This is a genomic window from Sulfitobacter sp. SH22 (assembly GCF_965641905.1).
Taxonomy (GTDB): Bacteria; Pseudomonadota; Alphaproteobacteria; order Rhodobacterales; family Rhodobacteraceae; genus Sulfitobacter.
Map to the genome: position 1 here is coordinate 63,955 of NZ_OZ282573.1, position 11,753 is coordinate 75,707.

Annotated in this window: 9 protein-coding genes; 3 read left to right on the forward strand and 6 right to left on the reverse strand. The window is 58.6% G+C overall.

The features are described from left to right. Positions 1-24: 24 nt before the first annotated feature. From lysM to ACSQ13_RS02420, 3 genes are all read left to right on the forward strand, one after another. Complete coding sequence (lysM, locus tag ACSQ13_RS02410) at positions 25-456, forward strand: peptidoglycan-binding protein LysM (RefSeq protein WP_176248593.1); 432 nt, start codon at positions 25-27, stop codon at positions 454-456. 213 nt (positions 457-669) lie between these two features. Beyond that, the gene (locus ACSQ13_RS02415; protein WP_295512864.1) at positions 670-2,547 is read left to right on the forward strand and encodes an acyl-CoA synthetase; all 1,878 of its coding nucleotides are present in this window, start codon (positions 670-672) and stop codon (positions 2,545-2,547) included. Further along, positions 2,544-3,485, forward strand: a complete 942-nt coding sequence (locus ACSQ13_RS02420) for an alpha/beta hydrolase (RefSeq protein ID WP_176248591.1) — start codon at positions 2,544-2,546, stop codon at positions 3,483-3,485. Before ACSQ13_RS02415 ends, ACSQ13_RS02420 begins: the two co-directional genes overlap by 4 nt. On the opposite strand, the gene ACSQ13_RS02425 is transcribed toward ACSQ13_RS02420, so the two are convergent. From ACSQ13_RS02425 to ACSQ13_RS02450, 6 genes are all read right to left on the reverse strand, one after another. Then, entirely contained in the window at positions 3,482-4,318 is an 837-nt protein-coding gene (locus ACSQ13_RS02425; protein WP_176248590.1) for an alkaline phosphatase family protein, read from the reverse strand. The two genes, ACSQ13_RS02420 and ACSQ13_RS02425, sit on opposite strands and share 4 nt — an antisense overlap. Positions 4,319-4,395: 77 nt before the next feature. After that, the gene (locus ACSQ13_RS02430; RefSeq protein WP_295512863.1) at positions 4,396-6,033 is read right to left on the reverse strand and encodes an ABC transporter ATP-binding protein; all 1,638 of its coding nucleotides are present in this window, start codon (positions 6,031-6,033) and stop codon (positions 4,396-4,398) included. After that, positions 6,030-6,845, reverse strand: coding sequence for an ABC transporter permease (locus ACSQ13_RS02435; protein ID WP_176248588.1), 816 nt, complete (start codon positions 6,843-6,845; stop codon positions 6,030-6,032). Before ACSQ13_RS02435 ends, ACSQ13_RS02430 begins: the two co-directional genes overlap by 4 nt. Before the next feature lie 133 nt (positions 6,846-6,978). After that, positions 6,979-7,935: an ABC transporter permease gene (locus tag ACSQ13_RS02440; RefSeq protein ID WP_176248587.1), complete on the reverse strand. Its 957-nt coding sequence runs from the start codon at positions 7,933-7,935 to the stop codon at positions 6,979-6,981. Positions 7,936-7,947: 12 nt separating this feature from the next. Beyond that, positions 7,948-9,552 carry an ABC transporter substrate-binding protein gene (locus tag ACSQ13_RS02445; RefSeq protein ID WP_295512862.1) on the reverse strand — a complete coding sequence of 535 codons (1,605 nt, stop codon included), beginning with the start codon at positions 9,550-9,552 and terminating at the stop codon, positions 7,948-7,950. 131 nt (positions 9,553-9,683) lie between these two features. Then, positions 9,684-11,678, reverse strand: coding sequence for a CocE/NonD family hydrolase (locus tag ACSQ13_RS02450; RefSeq protein WP_295512861.1), 1,995 nt, complete (start codon positions 11,676-11,678; stop codon positions 9,684-9,686). Between the last annotated feature and the right edge of the window lie 75 nt (positions 11,679-11,753).

The following is an 11,753-nucleotide window of genomic DNA, read 5'->3' on the forward strand; positions in this document are numbered from 1 at the left end:
AATTGAAGCCAAAAGGAGATCAACATGGGTTTGTGGAGTTTCGTAAAAGATGCCGGCAAAAAAGTATTTGGCGGCGGCGATAGCAAAGAAGTAACAGGCGCTGCCTTGCAGGATGAGCTGAAGGAACTGGGCCTCGATGCCGAAGGTCTGGATATTCAGGTTGATGGGGACAAAGTTACCGTCAAGGGCAATGCTGTCAGCCAAGAGATGAAAGAAAAAGTCATTCTGGCAGTTGGCAACGTCGAAGGTGTTGCAGCCGTCGAAGAAGACATGACCGGTGGTGACGGTGACGGCACATTCCACACCGTTGAAAAGGGTGACACGCTTTGGGCGATCGCGGCCAAGACCCTTGGCAATGGCGCACGCTACGAAGAGATTTTCGAGGCCAACAAGCCGATGCTGAAGCACCCAGACAAGATCTATCCGGGTCAAATGCTGCGTATTCCAGCAAAGTAATCCGGCAGCCTTCCCGACCGGGAGTGCCAAATCGGACACATCAAAAGAGCGGCAGATATTTTCTGCCGCTCTTTTTTGCATTTTGCGCGCCAGAAACGCCGCTGACGCAACGTTCCAACACCGTCTGGCGCTTGCGAAATCCAAATTTAGCCATCATCCTTGGCGGCAGGGAATAACTGGATGCGGGCAAACCGCACCAAAGGGAGGATTACTATGTCATTTGCCGGGGTCGAAGACCGTAATGCAATCGAGGCAGAAATGCCGTGGGCTGACCGCGACGTCGCCAAAACCATGTGGAGTTTGCTCAGCAATACGGCTGGCAAATTTCCAAATCATAACGCCATCAGCTATCAGTTGTTTTCCGGTCCCAAGGACCACGCGGAAACGCTGACATGGTCGCAACTGCGCGGTCAAGTCGGGCGGGCGGCAAACCTGTTCCGTTCGCTGGGCGTTGGTCCGACGGATGTCGTGGCCTATGTGCTGCCGAACTGTAACGAAACGGTCATTACGTTGCTGGGTGGGTCTGTTGCTGGGATCGCGAACCCCATCAACCCGCTGCTTGAGGCCGAGCAGATCGGATCGATCCTGCGCGAAACCAATGCCAAGGTCGTGGTGACCTTGCGGCCCTTCCCGAAAACAGATGTGGCGCAGAAAACCGCTGCGGCTGTCGCCCTGGCCCCGAACGTAAAGCACGTGCTTGAGGTTGATCTGTGCCGCTATCTGACCGCGCCAAAGTCATGGATCGTCCCGATGATCCGCCCCAAGCAGACGGTCAGCAACCATGCGAAGTATCACAACTTCAACACCGCGCTTTCCAAGCAACCTGTCGAGCTGACCTTTGATGATCCGCAAGAAGACCGCGTGGCATTCTATTTCCACACCGGTGGCACCACGGGCATGCCCAAGGTCGCACAGCATAAATATTCCGGCATGGTCTATAACGGCTGGCTGGGTCACACGTTGCTGTACACCGAAAACGACAACATCATGTGTCCGCTGCCGCTGTTCCACGTTTTCGCCTGCCACGTGATCTTGATGGCGGCGGTAACATCCGGTGCACATGTCGTGTTCCCGACGCCGCAGGGCTATCGTGGCGAAGGCGTGTTTGACAACTTCTGGAAGCTGGTTGAACGCTGGAAGATCACCTTTATCATCACCGTGCCCACAGCCATTTCGGCCAAGATGCAGCGCCCGATTGATGCGGATATCTCCACCGTGAAAACCGCGTTTTCGGGGTCCGCGCCGCTGCCGCTGGAACTGTTCCGCCGCTTTGAAAAGGCAACCGGCATCACCCTGATCGAAGGCTACGGTCTGACCGAGGCAACCTGTCTGGTGTCGTCGAACCCGACCGATGGCGTGCGCAAGGTCGGCAGCATCGGGATCACCTTCCCCTACACGGATGTAAAGATCATCAAAGGCACCAATGATGGCCCGGTCGAAGCAGGCGTGGACGAGATCGGCGAGATTTGCATCTCGAACCCCGGTGTCTATGCGGGCAACACCTATACCGAAGCCGACAAGAACAAAGACCTGTATTATTTCGACAAATACCTGCGCACAGGCGATCTGGGCCGTATCGATGCAGATAAATACCTGTGGATCACGGGCCGCGCCAAAGACCTGATCATTCGCGGTGGTCACAACATCGACCCCGCCGAGATCGAAGAAGCATTGCTGGGCCACGAGGCCGTAGCCTTTGCCGGTGCGATCGGCCAACCCGATTCCCATGCAGGCGAAGTGCCTTGCGCCTTTGTCGAACTGGTCGGCGGTGCCTCCGTGACCGAGCAGGAGCTGCTCGATTTCTGCAAGGAAAGGGTTCAGGAACGCGCGGCGCAGCCCAAGCACATGACGATCATGCCCGAACTGCCCAAAACGGCTGTGGGCAAGATCTTCAAGCCTGACCTGCGTAAAATGGCGATCACCCGCATCTTTAACGAGACGCTGGAAAGCACCGGTTCTGCCGCACGTGTGGCTTCGGTGACCGATGACAAAAAACGCGGTCTGGTGGCACAAATCACCATGAATGGCGCATCCGAGGCCGATGTCGGCAAAATTCTGGATGTGTTCACCTTCGGCTGGGAAGCCGCATGAGCCAACCCGACTATCGCGTTCTGCTGGACGATGAAATCTGGGCCTATATGAACCGGTCCGATGAATTCTATCCACCAGACGCGGTCGGGCTGACAATCGAAGACCAGCGCGCGGTCTATAACAGGATGTGCGCTGCTTTTCACCAAACCCACCCTGACGGGGTAAAAACATGGGACGCAGCTTGTGCTGGCGTCCCATGTCGCTTTTACGAGGTCGGCGCATCCGACATCACGGTCGTTTATTACCACGGCGGCGGGTTCGTTGTGGGCGGACTGGACAGCCATGATGATGTCTGCGCCGAAATCTGTGCACGGTCCGGATACCGCGTGATCTCGGTCGATTACGGTTTGGCCCCCGAAGTGATTTTCCCCGGCTGTTTCAACGATGCCTATGGCGCGTTCGAGGCCATCGCCGCCGCTTACCCCGGTGACATTGTGCTAGCCGGTGACAGCGCGGGTGGTAATCTAGCTGCCGCTGTCGCCCATCATGCCCGTGGCCGCGTTGACGGGCGCATCAGGGGGCAGGTACTGATCTATCCGGGGCTTGGCGGGGACCGGACGCAAGGCAGCTATATCCGCCACGCCAATGCGCCCCAGCTGACGGTCGCGGATATGGAATTCTATCAAAAGGTCCGCTCCGGTGGGGAGCCGCCAAAGGATGATCCACGCTACGCACCGCTGCACGATACGGATTTCACCGGATTGCCGCCCAGCGTCATGATCACGGCCGAATGCGATCCGCTGTCCAGCGACGGCGAAGCCTACCGCGATGCCATTCTGGCGGCTGGCGGGCAGGCGATCTGGATCGAGGAGGCAGGGCTGGTCCATGGCTGCCTGCGCGCCCGCGTGATGTCACGCAAGGCGGCTGCATTCTTTGATCGGATCGTGGACGCGATCAGCCGACTGGGGGCAGGGGAATGGCCTGCAACGCGCCCCTAGCTTAGAAACGATTTCGCTTTCATGGTGTCGGCGACAGGGGCCCCGAGCCGGCCCAGAATGGTCGGTGCAAGCTGCAACTGGTCGATCACCGTATCCGCTGACGGGCCTGTCGCATCGCCAAAGTAATACAGCGCGGTTTCCTGCTGCAAGGCGCTGCGCCCGCCATGGTGGCCGCGTTCATCCTGCCCGTGATCGGCCGTCACGATGACCTCGTAGCCCATCGCACGCCACCGGGGGATAAAGGGGGCCAGCATCTCGTCCATCACCGCGCAGGCGTGATCCATTTCCTGACAATCGTGGAAAAACCGGTGGCCCATGCTGTCGAGCGTGCAGGTATGCAACATGCCGTAGTTCAGGTCGAACCGCTGTGCCAGATTGGTCAGCGTGCCGAACAGATCGACGTCAGACGGCGTCATCTGGTTGATCAGCCCATAGCCGGTCATGGTGTGGAAACGCCCGTGGTTGATCGTGTCGCTGTCGGGTTCATCATATTCGATGTCGCGGACAAAATCGAAAGGATGGCGGTTGAAGAACTCGGACCAGAAGGAATGCGCGACAGCCCCCGTGACACCACCAGCGGTACGGGTTTGCGAAAACACATCCTTGTGCTTCAGGCGGAATACATTGCCATTGCCGGTGCAGCCATGCTCGGCCGGGGCCACGCCCGTGTGGATCGACGCATAGCACGAGGCCGAGATCGACGGCAGCACGGCGCGCTGTTTCCAGACACGGGCATCGCCACTATCGACCCAACCTTCGAGGTTGCCGAACAGACGGCGGAAGTTGCGGTAAGGGACACCGTCAAGGATGATCAGCAGCAGTTTCTTGTCCATGGTCTGGTCCTACATTTGCGAGGTTGGTCGGAAAATTCGAATTTTCCGGTCCGGATTTTTTAAAAAATCCGGCGTCCCTAATTCCCGGCGCTTTCCATACGGCGGCTTTCGATGGTTTCTTCCAGCCAGCCGATTTTCATCTCCGGAACCGAGCTGAGCAGCAGGTCGGTGTAATCATCAAAGGGCGGTGCCAGCACCTGACTTTTCGGCCCGTAGCGCACAACCTTGCCCTGATACATCACCGCGATGCTGTCAGCGATGGCACGCACCGTCGCCAGATCGTGGGTGATGAACAGATAGGCGACGTCTTCGATCTTTTGCAGGTTCAGCAACAGCTTGAGAATGCCATCCGCGACCAGCGGATCAAGGGCCGATGTGACCTCGTCGCAGATGATCAGCTTGGGTTTGGCCGCAAGCGCGCGCGCAATGCACACCCGTTGCTTTTGACCGCCCGACAGTTCCGCAGGATAGCGGTCCTGAAAACCGTCGCCCAATTCGATCTCGTCCAGCAATTCCTGAATGCGCTTTTGCTTGGCTTTGCCTTTCAGGCCGAAATAGAATTCCAGCGGCCGACCGATGATGGTGCCCACGGTCTGGCGCGGGTTCATGGCGGTGTCGGCCATCTGATAGATCATCTGCATTTCACGCAGGTCTTCGATGGGGCGGGTCGCCAGTTCGGGGTTCAATACCCGTCCGTCAAAGGTGATCTGCCCGTCGCTGGGCGGCAGCAAGCCGGTGATCACGCGGGCCAGTGTCGATTTGCCGGAGCCTGATTCACCGACAACGGCCAAGGTCTGGCCGGGGTGGATATCGACGTTGATATTCTTGAGAACGTCGAAATTGGTGCCCTGATAACGCGCCGTCACATTCTCCACCCGCAGCACAGGCGTGTCAGTCGGGGTCTTTTCCTGATGGTCGATCGACCGGACAGAAACCAGCGCCTTGGTGTAGTCTTCTTGCGGGTGGTTGATGATCTGATCGACCGTGCCGTATTCGACCATATCGCCCTGTTGCAGCACCATGATGTGATCGCTGACCTGTGCCACAACGGCCAGATCGTGGGTGATATAAAGGGCGGCCACACCGGTTGCGGCAATCGCTTCCTTGATCGCGGCCAGCACGTCGATTTGCGTGGTGACATCCAGCGCTGTCGTCGGTTCGTCGAACACCACCAGATCGGGTTCGGGGCATAGCGCCAGCGCCGTCATGCAGCGTTGCAACTGCCCGCCGGACACCTGATGCGGATAACGGTTGCCGATGGTTTCAGGGTCGGGCAGGCCCAGCTTGGAAAACAGCTCGATCGCGCGCGCCTCGGCCTCGGCCTTGGTGAATTTATTCTGGAAGATGGCCGCTTCGGTCACCTGTTCCATGATCTTTTTGGCGGGGTTGAACGAGGCCGCTGCCGATTGCGAGACATAGGTCACTTCGGCCCCGCGCAGACGCCGCAGGTTGCGCAGGTTTTCCTTGAGGATATTACGCCCGTTGACCCAGACTTCGCCGCCGGTGATTTCAACACCGCCACGACCATAGGCCATTGCCGCCAGACCGATGGTGGATTTTCCGGCACCGGATTCACCGATCAGGCCCAGCACCTTGCCGGCCTCAAGGTCGAAATCCACACCATGCACGATTTTGATCGCAACGGGTTTTTCCCCGGGAGGATAGGCCGTCGCGCCGATTTTCAGGCCGCGGACTTTCAGCAGCGGTTCGGTCATCCCCGGCCCCCTTTCAGCGATGTGGTTCGGTTCAAAATCCAATCCGCAACAAGGTTGATCGAGATGCACAGCGTCGCAATCGCATAGGCGGGATACAGCGCCGCTTGGATGCCATAGTTGATGCCTTCCTTGTTCTCTTTCACGATGCCGCCCCAATCAGCCTGCGGCGGTTGAACGCCCAGACCAAGGAACGACAAGGTCGAGACGAACAGAACCGCAAAGATAAAGCGCAGGCCCATTTCAGCGACCAGCGGGGACAAAGCATTGGGCAGGGTCTCGCGGAAGATGATCCAGCCGATTTTCTCGCCACGCAGGCGGGCGGCTTCGACATAATCCATCACGGTGATGTCCACGGCCACGGCGCGCGCCAGACGGAACACGCGGGTGCTGTCGAGCAGGCCCATCAGTAAGATCAGGATCGGCACGGTTGTGGGCATGACCGACAAGACGACCAGCGCAAAGATCAGCGACGGGATCGACATGATCAGATCAACAAAGCGCGACAGCGTCTGATCCACCCAGCCGCCTGAAACCGCAGCAAAGAAACCCATGACAGATCCCAGCGTAAAGCTGAGGATGGTGGCCGCGGTGGCGATAAAGATCGTGGTTTGCCCGCCATAGATCATCCGGCTCAGCAGGTCGCGGCCGATGCTGTCGGTGCCCAGCAGGAACTCACTCGAGGAAGGCTCCCACACATCGCCGACGACTTCGGCCATGCCATAGGGGGCGATCCACGGGGCAAAGACTGCCATCAGGAAATAGATGCCGGTAAAGAACAGGCCGATCATTGCGGATATGGGGATGTTCTTCATGGGCGAAACCCTTTCGATGACAGGGTTCTAAAGTTCAGTGACGTTGCGGAGACTGGGTGTTTCGCTGCGCTTTTGCCTCGCAAGAACGATTGGTCGCGCACAGCGTATTTTTTCGGGGAAAAATGCACTGAACTCATTTGGGATGCCTCAGCCTTGGGTTGGCAAGGATCGACACGATGTCGGCAATCAGGTTCAGACCGATATAGACGGCAGCAAAGATCAGGCCGCAAGCCTGCACCACGGGCACGTCACGTTTGCTGACGTGGTCCACAAGGTACTGACCCATGCCGGGATAGGCGAACACAACTTCGACCACGACAACGCCGACCACCAGATAGGCCAGGTTCAGCATGACCACGTTGACGATGGGGGCGATGGCATTCGGGAAAGCGTGCTTGCGGATGATCTTGAGCATCCCCAGACCTTTGAGTTCAGCCGTCTCGATATAGGCCGATTGCATCACGTTCAGGATCGCGGCGCGGGTCATGCGCATCATATGCGCCAACACCACCAGCGTCAGCACCATCACAGGGATCGCAATCGCGTTCAGCTTGGCCCCAAGGGTCATGCTGTCGTTGATGATCGCCACTGACGGAAACATCCGCCATTTGATCGCCACCCAATAGATCAGCACATAGCCAATCATGAATTCGGGGATCGAAATGGTCGTCAGCGTCACCGCCGAGATCAGCTTGTCGGGCCAGCGGTCTTTGTAGCGCACCGCCAGTAGCCCAAGGAAGATTGCCAGCGGGACCGAAATAGCGGCCGCCCAGAAGGCAAGGAAAAGGGTGTTTTTCAAACGTCCGCCAAGGCTTTCCGCGATGTCGCGGCCATTGGTCAGGGCCGTGCCCAGATCGCCCTGCAACACACCGCCCAGCCATGAGAAATAGCGGGTGACGGCGGGGTCGTTCAGCCCAAGTTCGCGGCGCAGGTTCGCCAATGCTTCGGGGGTGGCAGATTGGCCTAATATGGATTGTGCCACGTCACCGGGCAAAATCGAGGTGCCTGCGAAAATCAGGACCGACGCGGCAAGGAGGAGCAGAAGGCCCAACGCTAAGCGTTGGGCGATCAGTTTCAATATCGGGTGCATCTAATGGTACCCTTAAGCGTCTTTGACCCAGCATTTGATCGGCGCTTTGTTGTTCATCAGCTCCGCGTTCGGGTCTTCGATCCAGCCGCCAACATTATTGGCAACACCGTCAACAAAGTCGTTGAACATTGGCAGGATCAGGCCGCCTTCGTCACGCAACATGCTGCCCATTTGGGAATAGATCGCCTTGCGCTTGGCTTCGTCCAGTTCGGCACGTGCCTCAAGCAGCATCGCGTCGAATTCAGGGCGCTTCCAACGGGTGTCGTTCCAGTCTGCGGTCGACAGGTACGCTGTCGAATACATCTGGTCCTGAACCGGACGGCCACCCCAGTAGGATGCACAGAACGGCTGCTTGTTCCACACTTCGGACCAGTAACCATCGTTAGGCTCGCGCTTGATTTCCAGCGGGATACCGGCTGCTTTGGCGGATTCGAGGAACAGCGACGCGGCATCCACGGCACCGGGGAAGGCACCATCGGCAACGCGCAGGATGATCGGGCTGCCATCGTGACCGGACTTGGCGTAGAATTCTTTCGCCTTTTCGATGGAATGTTCGCGCTGTGGAATGGATGCGTCAAACAACGGATAGGATGCGTTGATCGGCATGTCGTTCCCGATGGAGCCATAGCCGCGCAGGATTTTGTCGACCATTTCTTCACGGTTGATCGCGTATTTCAGCGCCATACGCAGGTCGTTGTTGTCAAACGGTGCCGTGTCGATATGGGCGATGAACACGTAGTGACCGCGACCGGACACGGATTTAACGCTCAGGTTCGGCGCACGGTCCAGCAGGGCCGCAACCTTTGGGTCAACGCGGTTGATCATGTTGACCTGACCGGATTGCAACGCCGCAGTACGCGCAGTCGCGTCGTTCAGCACCAGCACTTCGTTATAGTCGGTAAAGCCGCGGTTGTCGGCATCCCAGTAGTTTTCGTTGCGTCTAAAGCCGTGGCGCACACCGGGTTCGTCAACTTCGAGCGTGTAAGGGCCTGTACCGATACCGGCACCGGGGTTGTCCATGCCGCCATCGGGCTGGATCATCAGGTGATAGTCGGCCATCAGATAGGGAAGGTCAGCGTTGCCTACTTCGAGTTCGACGATAAAGTTGTCGCCATCGACCTTCATGCCGGAAATGCCGCGCATGATGCCCAAAGCACCCGACTGGCTGTCTTCGTTCGAATGGCGCTGCATGGTTTTCAGCACGTCCTCGGGGGTCATGTCCTTGCCGTTGTGGAACTGGATGCCCTTACGGATCTTGAACGCCCATGTTTTCGCATCGGCGGAGGCTTCATAGCTTTCGGCCATCCGGGGTTCTACAGAGCCGCTCGGGTCGACTTCGACGAGGGTTTCGTACAGGTGGCGCAGGTTGTCCAAAGGTACTTCGGATGCGGTCAGTGCCGGGTCAAGCGTGTTGGTGGATTCACCACCCGACGAGCCGATCTTGAGCGAGCCACCCCGGACCGGAGCCTCGTGCGCGGCGGCTTGGGCATTGCCCGCCAGCATCGAGTTCGCGACAGCAGCCGTCACACCCAAAGCAGCAGCGCGGCCCACGAATTCGCGGCGGGTCATCGTGCCTTTGGCCACTTGGCCGGTCATGTATTTCAGTTGATCATCCATGATCATATCTCCCTGTTTTGGTGATTTTATTATCTGCACCTACATTGAGGCATCTTTGTTTTTCTGCCTTACGTTTGCGCATTTTCTTTTTTGTCGCAAGGGTTAATACCTTGTAGTTTATGACGACTTTATTACATGAAGTGTCGCTTAACGCCATCCTCCAAGTCACGTTCATAGATCAGCTCGTCGTCTTGATACGCTTCGAGCCGCGCGGTCAGAAAAAAGGTCGTGGCGTCAGACCACATTCTCGAATGGGTTTCGGTGCGCAATCTGATGCCGTCCCGCTCAAGCTCTTCGGTCCAGTGACATGTGCCGGTCGCACTCAGCGGATCTGCGGGGTTGATGGTCCAGCGTTCGCGCGCGACAGACCCTGCGATCAAGCCGTGATCGGCGTCCTTTACCTTGCCGAAATCGTCCTCGATCACGAGCGATACATCGCCCGTGACCATATCGGTTTCCTGCCGCCGGATGTGGTTTTCGGGGCGCAAGGTTTCGGTTTCCCACGGGGCCGCAGCGGTGGGGGGCGGGAATGTATATTCGTCACCTCCGGTCGTGGGGCGTTGGGGCAGGGCAATGTCGCCTGCCGTCAGCGTCAGCGTCGCGGCATCGGGGCTGGGCCAGATCAGCGGCCAGTAAGCGGTTGAAATAGACACGCGTAAACTGTGCCCTGCCGGTACGCGGTAGGCGATGTGATCCAGAGCAAAGCTGATGTCTTCGGCCTTGCCCGGCTGCATTGCGGCGGGGTTTTCGGCGCTGTTTCGGTAGCTGAGATTCAGCACCCCATAGGTGATGCGCGCGCTGGCCCCGTCGGGGTGGATGTGGTTCAGCCGGACCGCGATCTGCCCTTGGGGTTTGTCGCAAGACAACCGCAAGGTGATGCGCGGCGCGCCGACGATGTCCATGTCTTTGGCCAGCGGTCCGGTGTCAAAGGTGGTGGAAAGCGCATCGTCTTGTCGCTGGTCGCCGGGCATTTCGGGGCCCAGCCAGATCGCGCAGTATTCACCGGCGCTGGCACCGCAATGGGCGGGTGACGCGACCGTCGCGTTCAGCGAGGCCGGTTCGGCGGCAAGCCCTGCGTCTGTCAGGTGCAGCGACTGGACCGGCAAATGCGATGTGGCACCGGTGTCTTCGGCAATCCAGCGGCCGGGGCGTTCCAGCACCCATGTCGCGGGGCGCATTCCGTCCATCAGATAGGCGCGATAATCGGGGTCGTCCTCGACGCCGGTGTCGATGTCTTTCAGCCAGCGGTCCCACCAGCGCAGCGCTTCTTGCAAGAAACCGATGCGCGGTTCGGGGATCGCGAAATGGGGGTATTTATGCACCCAAGGGCCCACGATACCCTTGGCACCGGGCAGGGCTTCTACCAATTGGGGAACCGCGTTTTTATAGGCATCGCCCCAACCGCCCACGGCCAGAACCTTGGCCTTGATCGCGGCATAATCCTCGATCACCGACCCCTGTTTCCAATAGGCATCGCGCGACTGGTGGCGCAGCCACAAGGATGGAAGAAACGGTTCGGCCTTTAGCCTTTCCAGCCACATTTCGCGCCAGTCGGCACGCAAGGCAGGGTCGGGCGCGCGGCTGGAATAGGCCCACATCGTCGCCCCCCAGCCCAGGTTTTCATTCAAAAGGCACCCGCCCTTGTAATGAATGTCATCGGCGAAACGGTCCACGGTCGAACACAGGGTGATAACCGCCTTGAGAGCTTCGGGATTATGGGCCGCCACTTGCAGGCCGTTAAACCCGCCCCAGCTGATCCCCATCATGCCGACATTGCCGTTGCACCAGCCTTGGGCGGCGAGCCAGTTGATCACCTCGATGCAGTCGGATTGTTCAAGCGGGGTGTATTCGTCTTCCATGACCCCCTGGCTGTCCCCATTGCCGCGCATATCGACGCGCACGCAGGCATAGCCGCGTTCGGCAAACCACGGATGGGTCAGCGCGTCTCGTGCCGTGGTGCCGTCGCGTTTGCGATAGGGCAGATATTCCAGAATGACGGGTACAGGCGCGCTGTCTGAATTTTCGGGTCTCCAGATGCGGGCGGAAAGGCGGCAGCCATCAGAGAGCGTGATGCCCAGATCCGGGTCTTCGATCAGGGCGAGCGGGGCGTTTGAGCTGGTTTTCATGCCGTCAGCGTTGCGGCGACTTGTTACGCTTGTCAACAAATTGCTGAAGGGGAACCCCAAGGCTTTCGACAATGA

What these genes read in the sequence shown, in the direction of transcription:
- lysM (WP_176248593.1), top strand. Translation starts at nt 25, where the DNA reads ATGGGTTTGTGGAGTTTCGTAAAAGATGCCGGCAAAAAAGTATTTGGC.
- ACSQ13_RS02415 (WP_295512864.1), top strand. Translation starts at nt 670, where the DNA reads ATGTCATTTGCCGGGGTCGAAGACCGTAATGCAATCGAGGCAGAAATG.
- ACSQ13_RS02420 (WP_176248591.1), top strand. Translation starts at nt 2,544, where the DNA reads ATGAGCCAACCCGACTATCGCGTTCTGCTGGACGATGAAATCTGGGCC.
- ACSQ13_RS02425 (WP_176248590.1), bottom strand. Translation starts at nt 4,318, where the DNA reads ATGGACAAGAAACTGCTGCTGATCATCCTTGACGGTGTCCCTTACCGC.
- ACSQ13_RS02430 (WP_295512863.1), bottom strand. Translation starts at nt 6,033, where the DNA reads ATGACCGAACCGCTGCTGAAAGTCCGCGGCCTGAAAATCGGCGCGACG.
- ACSQ13_RS02435 (WP_176248588.1), bottom strand. Translation starts at nt 6,845, where the DNA reads ATGAAGAACATCCCCATATCCGCAATGATCGGCCTGTTCTTTACCGGC.
- ACSQ13_RS02440 (WP_176248587.1), bottom strand. Translation starts at nt 7,935, where the DNA reads ATGCACCCGATATTGAAACTGATCGCCCAACGCTTAGCGTTGGGCCTT.
- ACSQ13_RS02445 (WP_295512862.1), bottom strand. Translation starts at nt 9,552, where the DNA reads ATGGATGATCAACTGAAATACATGACCGGCCAAGTGGCCAAAGGCACG.
- ACSQ13_RS02450 (WP_295512861.1), bottom strand. Translation starts at nt 11,678, where the DNA reads ATGAAAACCAGCTCAAACGCCCCGCTCGCCCTGATCGAAGACCCGGAT.